The organism is Streptococcus anginosus subsp. whileyi MAS624, assembly GCF_000478925.1.
Lineage (GTDB): Bacteria > Bacillota > Bacilli > Lactobacillales > Streptococcaceae > Streptococcus > Streptococcus whileyi.
In genome coordinates, this window is sequence record NZ_AP013072.1 from 1,581,628 (window position 1) to 1,599,565 (window position 17,938).

Sequence of the window (17,938 nt, forward strand, 5' to 3'; positions counted from 1 at the left end):
CTATTGCCCATGTGAGTTTTAAGAACTACTTTCAAGAGCTTCTACATAGTCAATAGCCACACACAATGAAATCACTAAATCCGCATAGGCATCTTCATAAACTACAACTTGATAAGTGGACATCAGGTGCAAGAGTTCTTTTGAAATCTCTGCAATCACTTGTCCCTGCGCATCCAGCAGACGAAATTCCAAATCCCAGATATTCCCCTCGATGCGCAGACCTAAGTTGTCAAATTCATATTTATCTCGTAAAAAAGTGAATTTTTTACGGATATAAAAACTCGAACCATTGCGCAATTGAATTTCAAATTGAGGTAAGACTGTTAGCACAGTCTTTTGAATTTGGCTGACCACTTCACCCTTGTCATCATAAATCGTAAAAGTTTTGGGAATTTTTAAAAAGCTCCCCTCCACTTGATAATCAATGTTCCCACGATCATCTTTGATGTCAAATTTCTCACCACCAAAGCGAAATTTTTGTTTTACAAGATAGGTCTTCATAACGGTTCCTCGCAAAAAGACAAGTCCACTAGACGAAGGGCGAAAAACCGCGGTACCACCTTCATTCAATGAACTTGTCATTCTCATTATGTATGCAATTTTTTCTTTGAGTAGCATGATTCTCGTTCTTACATGGCTTGCAGCACCGCCAATTCTCTGGGCTAAGAGGTCAAAAATCAATTCTCAATAGTCCTATTATACTCACTTATGAGCTTTTCGTCAACTTATTTTGATGAAGATGACGAGCTAGATGTTGAGTTGCTATCTGACTTGACATATTGTGAGAACAGATTTTGGAAAGCTTGATCTTTCACCTTAATATTGGCTGCTTGTAATTCTTTGGCAACAATTTTTTGAATAAAGGTGCGATCATTTTGTTTTTGTGTCAAGATAACATTTTTCAGTTGTTTCTTGTAGTCTTTCCAGTTTGCTGATTTTTCAGATTTACTATTTAGTTTCACAATATAATAACTTGAAGAATAAGTTGATGATTTAACGGTGATAACATCAGAAATACCATTTGCTTCAAGAGCAAAAGCAGCCTTTTTAACAGCATCTGGAACATCTGTTGAAGCCGAGTCAAACTTCACTTCGCCACCCTTATCTTTTGTCTTCTTATCTGTAGAATTTTCTTTGGCAATTTGTCCGAAATCAGCACCTTCGGCTTTTGCTTTTGCCAATATTTCTTTTGCTTTGTCTTGGTTATCTACTTTGATGATTTGAGCAGTCACTTCTGGTGTATAAGATTCGTATGCTTTTTTATAATTTGCATCTGTCAATTCTTTTTCAGCTGCTTTTTTGACAACATATTCGACCAATTTATTGGTTCTGATTTGTTCACGATAAGTATCTTCCGTCAATCCTGCTCTTGCCAATACTTGTTGGAAAGCAGTTCCGTAAGTGCTCTTACTCTTATTGAACGTTTCATTGACTTCTTTTTCTGTAACATGTTTACCATAGCTCTTTTCAAAAACTTCTTGAATGGTCATATTGAGAAGTACTTGTTGAGCGGCTGCATTATTTTTCACTTTGTTATAGAAATCATTGACAGTGATTGTATTTCCTTTCATTGTGATAATATCTTTACCACCAGCTTGCGAGCACGCCGCTAATGTTACAACTGACAAAAGCGTAATAGCTCCTGCTAGAATTTTTTTCTTCATTATGAAAACTCCTTTTTTTAATTCACTTTCTTATTGTACCATAAAATAGATTTAATATCTTAAATTTTTCTAAAAACTTGTTAATAATAAGAAAATCACAAATATCTCATTTTTTTCGAATCATCAACAAACCATCACCAAGCGGTAATAAGGCAGCTGTTAAATCTGGATTATCAAGCGTTGCATCAAATAAGTTTTGCAAGCCACGATAAATGGTTCTCTGACTTCGACGTACTTCTATTATATCCTTAGCAACATCTCCACCCTGGAAAACATCGTCTATGATGATAATTCCTCCCGAATCAAGGTGTTTCAGAACTTCCGGCAGAAAAACAACGTATTTGGACTTAGCAGAGTCCATAAAGACAAAGTCATAGCAATCTTTCAAATGAGGAAGAATATCCATTGCGTCACCTTCCAGCAATGTAATTTGCTTGCGCTTGTCAAACTTAGCAAAGTTCGCTTTAGAAAGAGCAATCATTTCTAGATTGCGATCAATCGTTGTAATTTGTGCTTGCGGTGCATGTTCGGCCATTAAAAGAGCTGAAAAGCCAATGGCTGTCCCAATTTCCAAAATCTTTTCAGGCTGTAAAGTTTCTAACAGAAAACGAAAATAGGCAACTGTTTCGTGAGGAATAATGGGAATATTTTCTGCATGAGCAAAAGTTTCGAGCTCTTTTAAGGAGCCCGAAACTTGCTTTTGCCGTGTCCGCATAAAATCAACAATTTCTTCTTTGACAACGGGACGACGCATGTTGTGATTAGCATTTTTACTATAGGACTTGACCATTTTATCCCAGTCCTAACTTTTCTACGAGTGCTTCAAATTCATCAAGACGACGTTCAAAAACTGCAAAGGCAGCATTGAGGTAGTCTTCTTTTTCCATATCTACACCAGCTTTTTTAATGACATTCAGCGGATAATCAGAATTTCCTGCTTTCAAGTAGTTGAGATACTTCTCTTTATCTTCTTGCGTTCCGTTGACAATCTTATCTGCTAAGGCAGAAGCAGCTGAGAAACCAGTAGAATATTGGAATACATAATAATCATAGTAGAAATGCGGAATCCGTGCCCATTCGTATTGAATTTGTGGATTGTCTTCTTTCGTCAAACCATAATATTTTTCATTCAAATCTGCGTACAAATCATTCAAAAATTCACTCGTCAAGACTTGACCTTCTTGGTCAGCTTTGTGAATGGCATGTTCAAACTCGGCAAATTGAGTTTGGCGGAAAACAGTCCCACGGAAGCCATCTAAGAAATGATTCAGAATCGCAAAGCGGGTTTGATCGTCATCTACTTCTTCCAATAATTTCTCCGTTAGGATATTTTCATTGGTCGTAGAAGCAATCTCAGCTAAGAAAATAGAATAATCTCCGTAAACGTACGGCTGTGTTTCACGAGTATAGCTGGAATGCATGCTGTGCCCCGTTTCATGAACCAGTGTGAAAAGATTGTCCAACGTATCTTGCCAGTTGAGCAACATAAAAGCATTGGTATCGTAAGAACCGCCAGAATAAGCTCCTGAGCGTTTGCCTTGATTCTCATGAACATCAATCCAGCGCTCTGAAAAGGCCTTTTTCACTCGACTAAGATAATCATCTCCGAGAATCGCTAAAACTTCTTCTGCTTTTGTCAAAGCTTCTTCATAGGTAAATTTGTAATCTGCTTCTGACAATGGTGTATAGAGGTCGTACATTTTCAAATCAGAAAGGCCTAAAATCTTTGCACGTAGCGCAATATAGCGATGTAAGAGTGGCAAATGTTTGTTTACCGCAGACACTAAGCTATCATAAACACTTTCTGGAATAAAGTTAGCAGACAAGGCAGCTTCACGCGCAGAAGAAAAATTACGAACTTTGGCATTGTAATTATGAACTTTAACATTCGTTTGGAGTGTCTTAGCATAAGTGTGTTGGTATTGCTCATAGACGCTGTAAAGCGCTTCATAAGCTTCCTTGCGGACTGTACGATTTTTCGACTCCACTAAACTAATGTAATTTCCGTGCGTCAATTGCACTTCATTTCCTTCTTCGTCGTGCACGGTTGGAAAGACAATATCAGCATTGTCTAAGATTCCAAAAGTATCACCCGCAGCACTAAAAATTTCACCAGCTCCTGCTAACAATTCTTCCTCACGTTGAGAAAGAATGTGAGTTTTCTTTTGCAGCAGCTTATCAAAGAAGTGTTGATAGATTTTCAATTCGGGCTTTTCAGCTAAGAAAGTCTGATATTGCTCGTCTGTGATTGCCATAAATTCTGGTTCATAGAAAGCAAAAGTTTGTCCGAACTCGCTATAAATGGCCATTCCTTTGGCTTGGTATTCTTGATATTTTGCCACGCGCGTATCTTGATCATTTTTCATGTGAGCATAGGAATAGAGCTTTTCTATGCGACGCATTAAGTCCAATTGGATTTCTGTTGTTTTTAAAAGGCTATCAGCCGAATCCAAAAGATGACCTGCTAAGCTGCTGGCTTCTTTTAATTCTTTTGAAACTTGACTTAACTCTGCCTCAAAAGCTTCATCTGTTGGGAAAATCGTTGTTAGGTCCCAAGTGTATTTTTCTTCAATTTCATTTCTTTGTTTTGCCATAAAATTTCCTCCGTCCTTCCTATTCTATCATAAATATTGCCAAAAATCTTTGCATAAAAAGCTGGAGGATAGAGAATTTGGAGATTTTTATTTTTTTCTTTTTCATAATAAGCTGAAAATTGCTGGTAATAAGGTGTGAGATCTTGAAAAATCTGGCAGAAAGAGCTGGCACGAACAGGTTGGACTTGCGGGTAAAAGTCACTAGCCGTTTTGGTCAATAAATTATCACCCGTTTGATACAATTCTGCTTGCCATTTCATCCATTTGGGCTGCTGATAGTAGAGCTGCTGGCGCACATAACTGCAAATATTTTTATCTTCTTTTGCCAGAAAACTCGTCATTTCCTGCTTGCAGAATGGCTGACGAAAGATGTCTAAAAGGTTTCCTTTACCAAAAGCAAAATTTTTTTCCTTATACTGAACCTTGCCATGCAAATCTTCATGAATCAAGTATTTAAGCCTCAAAAGCTGTTGCTGTTCGTCTAATTCCCATAGATGAAAGCCCATATTTTGACTGAAATAGAGAAAGTCCTTTTGTAAATTGGTCAAGGAATCTTTCAGCCAAAGTTTCTTTCCCAAGAGCCAAAGGACGCGATAACCATGCTGACGATAACTGTCCGTACGCTCTTTTAAGCGTTTTTGACTAAGCGAGCTACACTGAACTTCAAGCGCAATTTGTTTTTCAACTAACAAATCTGCGATTTGCTGCAATTCTGGTAAATAAGCTTCTACTTGAATCGCATGATTGGATTTTCTAGCCCAAGTAAACAAAGCAGCTTTCAAATTCAAGTGTTCTGCGCTTTCATTTTCCGTATAAAAATGACATTCTTTTAAAGAAATATGAGCAAAATGCGGTCGCATCACCTTGCCATTTTTAAATCGCACCGCTTCCTTACAAGCCGGGCAGAGAAACCTATCCAATGGATTTACCGTATCTTCCACAGCATTTAGCATTTTTCCGTTTTCCTGACAAGCCATTAACATAGATTATTTTCCCCTTTTACTTAAATTATTCGTAAAAAAAGAGTGAGACAGAACTCATCTTAAAAATTTTAAGTTTTATCTCACCCCCGCAAGGTTGCTCAACAGTCTAGGAGACTGTTGAGGTGGTGGATAAAGAAAAAAAGTTTTCGTCAAAAGTGCTCTTTCGAGCTTAAAAAGCAAAAAACGTTAAGACTTGCCTTACAAGCCCTAGCTAGCAACTACTTTGAGTAAGCAACTACTGTGTCCTTGGTTTATTGCACTATATAAATTGAAGCTGGAGACTTTCGTTCCAGCTTCAAATTTTTTATAAGGGGAAACAAAATTATTGAATCGCTTCAGCGCCGCCCATTTCTTCTTTGTACAACTTCGTATCATACATCTTAATAAATGGATACCAAATCACAAAGGCAGACAGAGCACAAACAAGTGCAACTACGAAAGCACCAATATTACCACCTGAACCAACATAAGCTCCAAGACCAATAGGTGTTGGCCATGGTGTTTGGGCAATTGCTTTACCAGCTAGTCCAAGTTGGACAGACCAGTAACCAATTGAAGCAGAGACGATTGGAGCCAAAATAAACGGAATGGTCAACATTGGATTATACACAATTGGTAGACCAAAGATAAGGGGTTCGTTGATGTTGAAAATAGCTGGACCCATAGCTGCTTTTCCAAGCATACGTAATTGATCTGACTTCGCACGGAAAGCAATATAGAAGCAAAGCAATAAGGTCGCACCAGAACCACCGATTGTTACATAAGAGTTGGTAAATTCACCTGCATAAGCAATGAATTTGCCGTCAACGTTTTGTGCCATATTAGCAAGCAAGATCGGACTAACCAGTCCCATAACGATATTAGCACCGTGAATACCGACAATCCAAAGAGCATGAACCAATAAGTAAATCACAACGATACCTAGCCATGTATTAGTGATATGGCTAACAAAGGCAAACGGAATTGCAATAACTTTATAAATATCTGTACCAAATAGGATAAAGATACCGTTAATGAAGAGTACTGCAAATGCAATGACAAAACCTGGAATGAGGGCTGTAAATGAACGAGCAACTCCTTCTGGAACAGCTTCAGGCATCTTGATGACCCAATTCTTCTGCACACAAAGGCGATACAGTTGCACAGCGAGAATGGACATCAGAATCGCAGTAAACATACCTGATGTAGACAGACGTGTCAAACTATCTCCGCCAACAGACCAGCCACCAATTGTTGTTTTTCCTGTAACGGCTGAAATCACTCCTTTTGAATAAGTTAATTCAGGAATGGTCAAAAAGTAAGCAAATACCGCTAACAGACCACCATTAAGTGGATTGAGGTTGAGCCCTTCTTCTTCGACATAAATTTTTGTGTATTCATACCCAATAACAATGGCAAAGTAGAGAGACAAGATTCCCATTGTACACTTATAAGCCAGCAAGTAGAGAGCTTGGATCTTATCAAAAGAATTCGCCCACAAATCAACAATAAATTGAAGATTAAAGGCTTGCGGTATAACACTAAGAACCAAGAAAGCAGACCCTACGATTGTAAAGGGAATGCTGGCCATCCCGGCAGCAACAATAGCACGAACAGGACGCCAAGTAGAGACTTTCCCCATTGGTCCCATGAGGTACTTTTCTAGAAATTCAAACAATTTATTCATAATATATCCTCCTATGATGTTTGAAATATAATTTATAAACTAACGTTGAACAGTGGCAATATATTCTTGAATGCGTTTATATTGCTTATCTGTATGATGATGAATCCGACTTAATTTTCTTAACATGAGAATGGCTAAAAATAGCCCCAATAAAAGCACAACCGTTAAAACGGTTACAGTGGTTGTACTAATCGAAAAAAATGGAAAAAGGAAATGATACTGTCCCACAAAAACAATTATCAGTAGCAAAACATTTGCTAAAGCAGAAATATTGTAAAAGAACCGCGTTAATGTCGCTTCTTTTTGATAAACAGTGTACATTCGTGTTTGTTCCCACATTGCCAACGCCGCTAGAACAGTTAGCAACAAAGGCAACAGCAAAACTAAACCAGCCTTTGAAAGATACAGCATTAGCATCCAATAAAGATTAGCAAAGAAGAAAAATGCTGTCGCGTAGCGGACTGAAAAGTAACGCGTGTAGTACATGTTTTTTATTGCTGCTTCTTTTCGTCTTGCTTCTAGTTCTTGTTTTTCTTTTTCAGTCATATTTTCCCCTTTCATTCCTTTTTTACTTTTCAATCTTTCGATAAAGACTGAGCATTTCAAGTGCTACCTCACGCAAGGTCATAGTTGTCATCAAATGATCCTGAGCATGCACCATGATAATTTCAATTTTGATTTCCGTTCCACTTGCGTATTCTTGTAGCAAATTTGTTTGTGCATGATGGGCTTCCAATAGCTCTGCATTGGCAGCTTCTAACTTTTCAGCAGCTTCATCATAATTCCCTTCGCGCATATCGGCGAAAGCTTCGTGAACCGTTGCCCTTGCTGAACCACTATGCAAGATAATTTCAAAAGCTGCCACTTGTAATTCTTCCTGATTCATAGACAATCTCCTTTACTTTATTTTTAAAAATAACTGTTTAAACTCTGCAAATGACTGACAATTAAAGATCTGTTTTTGCAAACCAGGCTGCTCTAACAAATCCACAATCTTAGATGTCAACGTCGCCATTCCTTCATTTCCATAGATAGCCGGCGATGGAAGAAAGATGAGTCGAATATGAGGATTTTCTTCATTCCACTGAAGACCGTTTTTTACAATAGCAACACCGATTTTATGATTCTTTGCAATGGGCTTAATCGGATGCGGCACCGCGATTTGCTCTGAGAAAATAACTGAACTCATTTTTTCACGCTGCTTCATTAAATCCTGCATACAAGAAACGAAATCCTGCTCTTCACCTTGTCCCATTTGGCTCAGCAACTCTTGTAAGATGACCTCTTTTGTCGCATCCTGCATGAGAATAAAACAAGACGGAGAGAAATATTCATCAAAAATATTTTCTTTCGTTGTAGTGGCTGTTGGTGTTAAATCTGCCTTCAAATGACTTTCTACTGGCTTCAGCTGAGCCATTCTATGTTTTATCTCTTTTAGCTCTTCTGAATTTAAAAAGATGCTGACAGTAAAAACAGGAACACTGAAGACCAGATTGGATAAATCAATGGATGAAATGATAAAATCAATATTTTTCAGACGTTCATCACTCAACTCATAATAGCCAATTACATCCACAATGTGGACTAAGTTGCCCAGTTCATTATCAATGCGATTTTTCAGCATTTGCGCTGATCCATAGCCCGTTGCACAAATCACCAAGATATTAAATTTTTGCTTTTCCTTTAACCGCTCCAAGGCAGCCATGCAATGCAAGGCTACATAAGCCACTTCATCATCAGATAAGTTTTCCTTGGAAAAAATCGGCATGGCCTGCAAGAGCTCTCTTGTCATCGCTAAAACAGATGAATATTGCTGCTGAATGTCATTTAAAAGAGGATTTTCCAGCACCACATGATTTTGCAAACGTACAAGCAAGGTAACTAAATGCGTGACAACTCCCTCAACTAACTGGAAGTCATGTTGAAATTGATAATCCTTGACATGCTCGACCTGCTCTAATGCTTCTAGTAACTGCCTGCGGATTTCTTGGTTTATATCCTTCTTTGCATATTGATTATCTTGGCAAGAAGCTTTTGAAATCAAATGGAGCGTGATATAGTCCACTTCTTCTTTGGGAAATTCCAGCCCAGTTGCCAAATATACTCTGTGTAAAATTTTCTCAGCAATCTTTCGCTCTGCCAGATAATTTTCTTGATTCCAATTTTCAATTTGATTGATTTGAAAACCTTCCGCAATTCGTTTAAAAGAAAGAGCGATGTGAATCACCAAGTTTTGAATGACAAAATCTGACAACTTTAAGTGACCTTCGCGGCATTCATCCAGCACAATAATCGTCAATTCTTCTAAACTGATTTGCCGACCAGGAACTTCAATCGTGATGTAATTATGCAAACTTTGAAAGAAATTATCACGGAAAAAATAATCCATGATAAACCGACGCTTGTTGCGCTCACTTCCCTTTACATAAACACCCCGATTGGCTTTACTTTCGATTTGTAAGTCATACTTTGCCAAGTATTTTCTGATTTTCTTAAAATCCGCTGACAAGGTTGACCGACTGACAAATAATTCTTCTGCCAAGTTGTCAAAATAAAGCTTCTCTTGCTCAAAAAGCAATTTGTTTAAAATATAATTGTAACGATCTTCTATATTTTCAGTCTTAGCAGCATTTACCTCTGTCAACAGTTCAGCTTGTATAAAATCCTGACAAAGAGCTTTATCTTGCAGTTCTAACTTATAGCCATAGCCTTGCTTGGCAATAATTTTCCAGCCTATTTCATGAGGGTTCCAGTCCATCAAGGATTTCAGATAAGTTCTTATCGTACGATCAGAGCAAGAAAGCTGACTAGCTAATTCCTTACTTGTAATATAATGGTCTTTATTTTCCAACAAAGATTGAAGAATCAATTTTTCTTTCTGATGTAGCAATACAGTCCTCCTTCCGCATTTATAAGAACTATTTTACCCTTTTTGAGCTGAAACTTTAAATGTTTTCCAAGATAAGATTTGCCATTTTTTCAATTCCCATTGGAATAGGAATGTAGGCTTGCGGAGGAATTTGTACAATAGGTTTGCCGACTTTTGCTCCAGCTTCCTCAAATTGCTTGAAATACATTTTTGTTTGAGGACTAATGAGATAAAGATCAAATTCAGCAGCGGCAATAGCTTTCCCACCTTCTGTCGCACTAATAGCATCTACTTCAATGTCATGCCCTTTGCTCTTTAAAAATTCCGTTGTTTTCTTTGCCATCAAAGAAGATGACATACCTGCTGCACAGATAATCAATGCTTTAGCCATAAGATTTTCTCCTTATAAATAAAATTTATTTTATAAATTCATTATAGATGAAAACGATTACAACTTCCATCTTATTTTTTTCCGTAGTGAAACGGAAATATTTCCTTAGTTACTTTTTTACTTATATTTTAATTTATAATAGAGAATGGTTCCTGATAAAACCAAAGACACGCTATTTGCCATAATTAAAGGCAAATCTTCAATCACCAAGCCATGAAACAGCCACAAAGCAATACCGACAACTTGCATCAGATACATGCCAAGCGCAATAGACTCTGTATCCTTGGTTTTAATGACTTTTATTACCTGCGGTAAAAAAGCAAAAGTAGTTAATACAGCAGCAATCGTTCCAATCATATTTTCTCCCTTTCTAAAAACGAAGCTAGAAAACTCTAGCCTCGTTTCTTTCTTACTTGCTCTATTACATATGGAAAGATAAATGCATCTTCCTATTACAAAATATTCACCAGTCCTGGATATTTGGATAAGACAACTACATCTTTCTTTTCTAGATTGAAAGTAGCCATTATCAGCTCCCGAATCTTCACATCATTGATGTCACTGTCTACGACAAAACCGTCTGCATTTTTTAACTTAATGGTTAAATGCTGGGTGATAGCTGGATTGCTAGCCAAATCCGGTACTGCCACACCCTTAGAAAATTTGATGACATAGGTTATTTTTTTACTCATGATAATCTCCGATTTAGTCTACTGCTGCTCCGTTTGAAGCGATGACTTCCTTATACCAAGCAAAGGACTTCTTAGGCGAACGCTCATAGGTTCCATTTCCCTCATCGTCCTTGTCTACATAGATGAAACCGTAACGTTTGCGCATTTCACCGGTACCTGCAGACACCAAGTCAATACAGCCCCAAGGCGTATAACCCATGAGGTCCACCCCATCTTCGACTACGGCTTTCTTCATCTCACGGATATGAGCACCCAAATAGTCAATCCGATAGTCATCATGCACCATACCGTCTGCTTCCACTTTATCAATGGCACCAAATCCATTTTCTACGATAAAGAGCGGCAGATGGTAATGGTCAGTGAACCAGTTGAGAGCATAGCGCAGACCTTCTGGGTCAATCTGCCAGTCCCATTCTGAAGCCTCAACATAAGTATTCTTGACCAAATCTTCGGTTTCCACATAGTCAAAGTAAGGATTGTTTTCCCGATGAGAATCAATAGCAAAGGACATATAGTAGCTAAAGCCAATGTAATCAACAGTTCCAGCCAGCAAGTCTTCCTGATCCTGCTCGATAAAATCAACCTTTATACCTTTTCGTTCCCAATATTTAAGAATATGTTCTGGATAAAGCCCGAAAACATGGACATCTGCAAAATAATAACGCTTCTGCATGGCCTTCATAGCCATGAGGACATCCTTGGGCTTGCAGGTCGCCGGGTAAATCGGGCACATGGCTATCATGCAGCCGATTTGGAAGTCGGGATTGATTTCATGTCCAATCTTGACCGCCCGCGCTGAAGCCACCAACTCATAGTGAGCTGCCTGATACATGATGGCCTCCCGGTCATCTCCCTCTTTGTAGACAATCCCGGAATTGGTGAAAGGAGCAAAATCTTCTTGATAGTTGGCCTGATTATTGATTTCATTGAAGGTCATCCAGTATTTGACCTTGTCCTTATAGCGCTTGAAGACGACTTCCGCAAAGCGGACAAAGAAATCAATAACCTTGCGATTCTTCCAACCACCATATTTAGTCACTAAATGATAAGGCATTTCAAAATGCGACAGGGTAATAACTGGCTCAATCCCGTATTTGAGACACTCATCAAAAAGGTCATCATAAAACTGCAAACCAGCTTCATTGGGCTGCTCTTCGTCTCCCTTAGGAAAAATCCGCGTCCAAGCAATAGAAGTCCGGAAACACTTGAAGCCCATCTCTGCAAAAAGAGCAATATCTCCCTTGTAACGATGATAAAAATCAATGGCCTCATGGTTAGGATAGTACTTGCCTTCTAGTATGCCCGGCGTGATTTCCCGGGGCACTCCGTGACGAGCTGCGGTCATAACATCCGCCACACTGATACCTTTTCCACCTTCCTGCCAGCCACCTTCCAGTTGATGTGCTGCAACAGCTCCACCCCAGAGAAATCCATCTTTAAAAGTTGACATATCTAAAGTCCTCCTGATTTTGATATTTTCATTATACATCTAAGAAAGCGCTTTTAAAATCTATATTTTTGCCACAATAATACGGAAAAATGATAGATCCGTATTCATAGGTAGACTTTAATAAACGGAACTTCCCTTGATTTAATATCACCTTTTACTATTAGACTATCATTTTTAGCTATCTATCGAGCTATTGATTCCATTATCTGTACATGCCTCTTTTCATTCAAACAGCAAAAGTAACAAAGTACTTAATAAAGGGGCTGGAAAAAATCCAGTCCCTTTATACTTCTCTTAACCAAACAATTTCTGATTTGACTTGTTTGGTACTTTCAAAAAGAAAGCTAAAACAAGCACTAGAACCATTACACCAGCTAAGAAAAAACTCATCATTTCATAGCCAGATTTATCAATAATATCTCCTGCAATATTTTGAATAAGAATGGTTCCTAAATTGCGCGCTGTCTGCACCAAAGCAATAGCTGTGACCAAATAATTCTCATCTACTATGTTAGCAACAATCTTCAAAGTCACCATAATCAACAACATACCTGTAGCATGCTTTGACATTAAAGTTAAGAGAATTTTGGAAGTAAGCCCCAAATCCAATCCATAAATCACATACTGTAAAAGCAAAATTCCCAAAGGAATATAGAGCAATTTTTTAATTGGAACCTTATCCATAAAAAGATAAGAAAAGAAAATCAATGGCGACTCGCAAATTACAGAAATAGCTACCACAGTTGTCGCCATATTAACACTTAAACCGCTATGCTCTAGCATAGAAGGGATATATGTATGCCCTGTATTTCCAACTCCAGAATAGAGTGCCACGATAAGAAGGTAAAACAAATACGTTTTATTTTTGAAGATTTGCCCAATAGAAGAACCATTTTTCATTTGTGTGGCTTTTTTTGAACCTTGATTATGTTTTGGCTCAATCCCAAATACCCCAAGAATACTCACACACATCATACCGATAAACACGATAAAAATTGCTTGCGGTGAGATGAATTTATAAATCAATCCTGCTAATTGTGAGCCCATTGCATAACCAAAAGTACCCCAGATACGAATTTTCCCATAAGTATAAGGGCTTCTAGCAGCCAACACATCCATAACAGGATTGACTCCATTGACCAACATTAAAACAGCACTATACCAGACTGTCAACAATAAAAGATTATTGGCTTGCATAAAAAAGATTGCAGCGATATTAATCAGAAGAAAACTATAAATGGTCACTTTTTTAATGCCAATCTTATCATTTAAAATCCCCATGAGCGGCTGAACAATCATAGAAGAAAAGAATGAGGCAGAGACAACAAGTGACACCTGACTAGCTGAATATCCCTTATCAAGCATGTATACTGAAATTAAAGTCGAAAAAAGTGCATATGATAAAAAATAAAAGTTATACATTAAAAAATAAGCAAAATAGCTATTTTGAAATTTCCTAAACATAATTTTTCCTTCCCCCTAAACAGAGTGACAAAACTCGACTGGAATCACCAATCGAGTTTTCTGTCCCATACTATATATTTAACGCTTCCGACGACGAGAAAGCCGGGTATCACTATGATCTCGTCGAATTCTTTTTTGCTTTCGTCTCATGATTTCAAAAACAATAATCAACAAAAAAATCACTATGGGAACTGCAATAAAAATATAATAATCTAAAAAGAGTTGCTTCAAACTTTTTCCGTTAGACTTTGCTATAGTACTTTGTACTGTTGATGTTGCTCTTTTCTTTACGTCTGTGACACTTTCTCCATCTGCAATGAGCGAAGAAAGTTGCTTTAGACCATTATCATTTTTCAATACTCCATTTTCCACAACTGGTTTTGCTGACGCCCCTTTTTTCACAGTTGCATAGAAATCTTTTGACAGGTTATATCTTTTTCCATTGATTGTTTGTTCTCCAGCCTTGAAAATTTTTTTGTACTCATAATCAGCATAAGCTTTCTCAATCAAGGCATTGCCAAATGGATGGCGGTAATATTCTCCATCTTGGTCAGACCAATTCCCAACTCCCATGATAACACTAATCAAGCGTTGTTTTCCACGCTTAATCGTTGCAATGTAGTTAAAAGCTCCTCGTGGACTTGATCCTGTCTTTAAGCCATCAACCCCCTTTATAGCATATCTTGCACCAGGAAGTGAGTAATTATAGGTTTCAAAAGTTTCTTCATACGGCGTTCCCTTTTTTACCGTTACGACTGGTTTATTGGTGTAATTTAAAATATTTGGATAATTCTTGACGAAATGGTACCCTAAAATGGCTAAATCGCGCGCCGTTGTCTGATTGGCTGCATTGTTATCATACCGTTGTGGAGTATACAAGCCTTTGAAAGAAACAGCTGCCGCTCCGCTAGCATTGAACCATTTTGTATTGGTCATACCCAATTCTTTTGCCTTGGCATTCATCATATCCAAAAATGTATCTGGATCATTGTTAGATAAATAATTGGCTAACATGACAGTTGTCGCATTTGAAGATGGAACAGCTGTCATCGTAATCAATTCAGAAACAGTATAATCTACACCGGCTACTATTTTATTGTTGGAAATCTCGTAAATATTTGCAATAGCCTGATCACGTGGTGTCGCTTTGATAACTGTATTTTCACTCAACTTTCCTTGCTGAATCGCTTCAAAAACTAAATACAAAGTCATCAATTTGCTCATGCTAGCTGGGTCACGAACTTCATCGATATTATCTTGCCAAAGAATATTTCCCGTATTAGCATCTACTATCAAGGATGATTTCGGACGATTGATTGGATTGACCTTTTCGTCTGGATACATTTTTTGCGCCATATCAACTAACTCGTCCGCATGAATAGTGATTGTTCCCACACACAACACAAAAAAACAAACAATAGTTAACAACTTTTTCACTAGAATCCTCCTGAGTTCTCACTTATCTTCTAGTATAGCATATTTTCCCTGTAAGATAAGGAATTTTTTTTAAAATAATAAAAAACCTACCTAAAAATTAGATAGGAAATAGATTCTTATTTTTTAAAATGCTTAAGGCTTCTTTATCTGCGATAACAACCACATCTTCATGTTTTTGAAGAGCACTTCCAGGCAATTCTTCTGTAATCGGTCCTTCTACTGTTCCTGCAATCGCTTTAGCTTTTGAAGCACCATAAGCAAATAAAATAATAGATTTTGCATCGAGAATATTCCGAATCCCCATTGAGTAAGCTTGCGTCGGTACATCTTCTATTTTATCAAAGAAACGAGCATTCGCTTCAATAGTTGATTGCTCCAAATCCACTACATGAACAGTACTATCAAAGCTCGTTCCCGGCTCATTAAAACCAATATGTCCATTCGTGCCAATTCCCAAAATTTGCAAATCAACGGGATGCTCTACCAAAATTTGGTTGTAGCGTTTCACTTCTGCTTCCGCGTCTTCAGCAACACCATTTGGTAAAAATCTTTTTTTAAAAGGCTTTTGATTAAATAAATGTTCTTGCATAAAATAACGATAAGACTGAGGATTTTCCCCACTTAATCCTATGTACTCGTCTAGATTCACACTGGTTAAGTCTGACAAATCAAGGTCACTTTCAACAATTTGCTCATAAAAACTCAAAGGACTGCTACCCGTCGCTAAGCCTAACGTTTTAGCTCCTGTCGCTAATTTTTCTTTTAATAACTCAAAGGCTACTCTACCACCGTCTACTTGATTTTCCACTTGAATAATTCTCATCGCTAAACTCCTTTTCCTTATTTAATTATATTATATGGTATAGACCAATTTTTGTCAAGAGAATTTGTCCCTTTTTAAAGAATCCGAGCTTGTTTGCAAGAAAAATCGTGTTATAATAGAAGAATGTTAGTCTATTTATTCTGTTTATTTTTGTTAGGAGTTGCTTTTGTCATAACTGCACTTCTTCTCAAAACCAAGCGAATGTGGCATTATACCCTATTGATTTTAGGCATTTTACTCATGTGCCTGCCACTTGTTGCTTCTTGTTATTCATTATGGATTTTATTTACAGCCTAAGGAGAATATATGAATACTGCTGATTTTGACTTTCATTTACCAGAAGAGTTAATCGCGCAAACACCTTTAGAAAAGCGAGATGCTTCCCGCCTTTTAGTCGTCAATCACGAAACTGGTCAACTGGAAGATACTCACTTCGATGCGATTATTGATCAATTACATCCTGGAGATGCTTTGGTCATGAACGATACGCGCGTCTTACCTGCACGCCTTCACGGTGAAAAACCTGAAACAGGCGGGCATGTTGAATTGCTACTCTTAAAAAACATCGCAGGTGATAATTGGGAAGTACTGGCTAAGCCCGCCAAACGGTTAAAAGTCGGAGTGGCTATTTCTTTTGGCGACGGACGCTTGACAGCAACTGTCTTAGAAGAATTAGAACACGGTGGACGAATTGTACGTTTCCATTACCAAGGCATTTTCTTAGAAGTGCTTGAAAGTCTGGGCGAAATGCCCTTGCCGCCTTATATCCACGAAAAGCTAAAAGACCGTGAACGCTACCAGACTGTCTATGCCAAAGAAAATGGCTCAGCAGCTGCTCCTACTGCCGGGCTTCATTTTACCAAAGAGCTGCTGGCTCAGATTGAAGCCAAAGGTGTGAAATTAGTCTATCTGACGCTTCATGTTGGTCTAGGAACCTTCCGTCCTGTTTCTGTAGACAATGTAGACAAGCATGAGATGCATTCAGAATTCTATACATTGTCTGAAGAAGCAGCTAACACGCTTCGACAAGTCAAAGCCAGCGGAAAACGTGTTATAGCGGTCGGAACAACTTCTATCCGTACACTAGAGACAATCGGTTCAAAATTTAATGGGGAAATCAAAGCAGACTCCGGTTGGACCAACATCTTTATTAAACCTGGCTACGATTGGAAAATCGTAGATGCTTTTTCTACCAATTTCCACCTTCCAAAGTCCACTCTCGTCATGCTCGTTTCAGCCTTTGCAGGTCGAGAATTAGTGCTCTCTGCTTATCAGCATGCCATTGATGAAAAATACCGCTTTTTCAGCTTTGGAGATGCTATGTTTATAAAATAATAGGTGAAATATGAATAAAATTGAAAGCCGTCATCGACTCATTCGCTCACTTGTCCTAGAGAAAAAAATTCACACACAACAAGAATTACAAGATTTGCTTTCAGCAAATGGCGTTACAGTGACGCAATCCACACTTTCTCGAGACATTAAAGCTTTGAACTTGGTAAAAGTACACGAAGCAGATATTTCTTATTATATTATCAATAGCATGGCACCTTCACGCTGGGAAAAACGCCTGCGTCTCTATATGGAAGATGCCTTGATTATGTTGCGTCCTGTTCAACATCAAGTTGTCATGAAAACTCTTCCTGGATTGGCACAATCATTCGGTTCTATCTTAGATGCTCTAGAATTTTCCGAAATTGTCGCAACGGTCTGCGGGGATGATGTCTGCTTGATTATCTGCGAGGACAATCAAAAAGCGCAAGACTGTTTTAACAAATTAAAACAATTTGCACCCCCGTTCTTCTTTAGTAAAGATTAAAAGGCTAAGGCTGGAATTTTGTAGTTCTATAATTTCTGTAGTGGGTGAACTCTGCTTCAGAGATTATAGAGTTATTCTTTTGGCTT

Annotated in this window: 18 protein-coding genes; 2 read left to right on the forward strand and 16 right to left on the reverse strand. The window is 38.0% G+C overall.

Annotated features, from left to right (window positions below; all coding sequences use genetic code 11):
* Positions 1-18 precede the first annotated feature (18 nt).
* The 16 genes from ANG_RS07950 to ANG_RS08025 all read right to left on the reverse strand — a co-directional run bounded on the left by ANG_RS07950 (position 19) and on the right by ANG_RS08025 (position 16,033).
* Positions 19-588, reverse strand: a complete 570-nt coding sequence (locus ANG_RS07950; protein WP_080553209.1) for an LURP-one-related/scramblase family protein — start codon at positions 586-588, stop codon at positions 19-21.
* A 137-nt stretch (positions 589-725) separates the two neighbouring features.
* Positions 726-1,664, reverse strand: coding sequence for a peptidylprolyl isomerase PrsA (prsA, locus tag ANG_RS07955; protein ID WP_025271892.1), 939 nt, complete (start codon positions 1,662-1,664; stop codon positions 726-728).
* A gap of 106 nt (positions 1,665-1,770) precedes the next feature.
* Positions 1,771-2,454 (reverse strand): O-methyltransferase, encoded by a 684-nt coding sequence (locus tag ANG_RS07960; RefSeq protein ID WP_003037234.1) that lies wholly within the window; start codon positions 2,452-2,454, stop codon positions 1,771-1,773.
* 1 nt (position 2,455) lies between these two features.
* Entirely contained in the window at positions 2,456-4,258 is a 1,803-nt protein-coding gene (pepF, locus tag ANG_RS07965) for an oligoendopeptidase F (RefSeq protein ID WP_025271893.1), read from the reverse strand.
* Entirely contained in the window at positions 4,210-5,241 is a 1,032-nt protein-coding gene (locus tag ANG_RS07970; RefSeq protein WP_038677310.1) for a competence protein CoiA, read from the reverse strand. Before ANG_RS07970 ends, pepF begins: the two co-directional genes overlap by 49 nt.
* 322 nt (positions 5,242-5,563) lie before the next feature.
* Positions 5,564-6,907 carry a PTS cellobiose transporter subunit IIC gene (gene celB / locus ANG_RS07975; RefSeq protein WP_038677312.1) on the reverse strand — a complete coding sequence of 448 codons (1,344 nt, stop codon included), beginning with the start codon at positions 6,905-6,907 and terminating at the stop codon, positions 5,564-5,566.
* A gap of 39 nt (positions 6,908-6,946) precedes the next feature.
* The gene (locus ANG_RS07980; RefSeq protein WP_025271895.1) at positions 6,947-7,453 is read right to left on the reverse strand and encodes a hypothetical protein; all 507 of its coding nucleotides are present in this window, start codon (positions 7,451-7,453) and stop codon (positions 6,947-6,949) included.
* Positions 7,454-7,475: 22 nt separating this feature from the next.
* On the reverse strand, positions 7,476-7,793 hold the full coding sequence (locus ANG_RS07985) for a PTS cellobiose transporter subunit IIA (RefSeq protein ID WP_025271896.1): 318 nt from the start codon (positions 7,791-7,793) through the stop codon (positions 7,476-7,478).
* Positions 7,794-7,805: 12 nt separating this feature from the next.
* Positions 7,806-9,797 (reverse strand): BglG family transcription antiterminator, encoded by a 1,992-nt coding sequence (locus ANG_RS07990; protein ID WP_025271897.1) that lies wholly within the window; start codon positions 9,795-9,797, stop codon positions 7,806-7,808.
* Between the two features lie 55 nt (positions 9,798-9,852).
* Positions 9,853-10,167 (reverse strand): PTS cellobiose transporter subunit IIB, encoded by a 315-nt coding sequence (locus tag ANG_RS07995; RefSeq protein ID WP_003037418.1) that lies wholly within the window; start codon positions 10,165-10,167, stop codon positions 9,853-9,855.
* A gap of 117 nt (positions 10,168-10,284) precedes the next feature.
* Positions 10,285-10,524, reverse strand: a complete 240-nt coding sequence (locus ANG_RS08000; protein WP_003025388.1) for a SemiSWEET transporter — start codon at positions 10,522-10,524, stop codon at positions 10,285-10,287.
* Between the two features lie 95 nt (positions 10,525-10,619).
* Positions 10,620-10,859: a hypothetical protein gene (locus ANG_RS08005; protein WP_003037516.1), complete on the reverse strand. Its 240-nt coding sequence runs from the start codon at positions 10,857-10,859 to the stop codon at positions 10,620-10,622.
* Positions 10,860-10,872: 13 nt separating this feature from the next.
* Positions 10,873-12,309: a 6-phospho-beta-glucosidase gene (locus ANG_RS08010; RefSeq protein WP_003037208.1), complete on the reverse strand. Its 1,437-nt coding sequence runs from the start codon at positions 12,307-12,309 to the stop codon at positions 10,873-10,875.
* Between the two features lie 294 nt (positions 12,310-12,603).
* Complete coding sequence (locus tag ANG_RS08015) at positions 12,604-13,773, reverse strand: MFS transporter (RefSeq protein WP_003037325.1); 1,170 nt, start codon at positions 13,771-13,773, stop codon at positions 12,604-12,606.
* 78 nt (positions 13,774-13,851) lie between these two features.
* Positions 13,852-15,210, reverse strand: coding sequence for a DUF1958 domain-containing protein (locus ANG_RS08020; protein WP_003037524.1), 1,359 nt, complete (start codon positions 15,208-15,210; stop codon positions 13,852-13,854).
* Between the two features lie 97 nt (positions 15,211-15,307).
* Positions 15,308-16,033 (reverse strand): glucosamine-6-phosphate deaminase, encoded by a 726-nt coding sequence (locus ANG_RS08025; RefSeq protein ID WP_003037361.1) that lies wholly within the window; start codon positions 16,031-16,033, stop codon positions 15,308-15,310.
* A 306-nt stretch (positions 16,034-16,339) separates the two neighbouring features.
* On the opposite strand from ANG_RS08025, the gene queA reads away from it, so the two are divergent.
* Entirely contained in the window at positions 16,340-17,368 is a 1,029-nt protein-coding gene (gene queA, locus ANG_RS08030) for a tRNA preQ1(34) S-adenosylmethionine ribosyltransferase-isomerase QueA (protein ID WP_003037509.1), read from the forward strand.
* 10 nt (positions 17,369-17,378) lie between these two features.
* Positions 17,379-17,852: an arginine repressor gene (locus tag ANG_RS08035; RefSeq protein ID WP_003037450.1), complete on the forward strand. Its 474-nt coding sequence runs from the start codon at positions 17,379-17,381 to the stop codon at positions 17,850-17,852.
* Positions 17,853-17,938 lie beyond the last annotated feature (86 nt).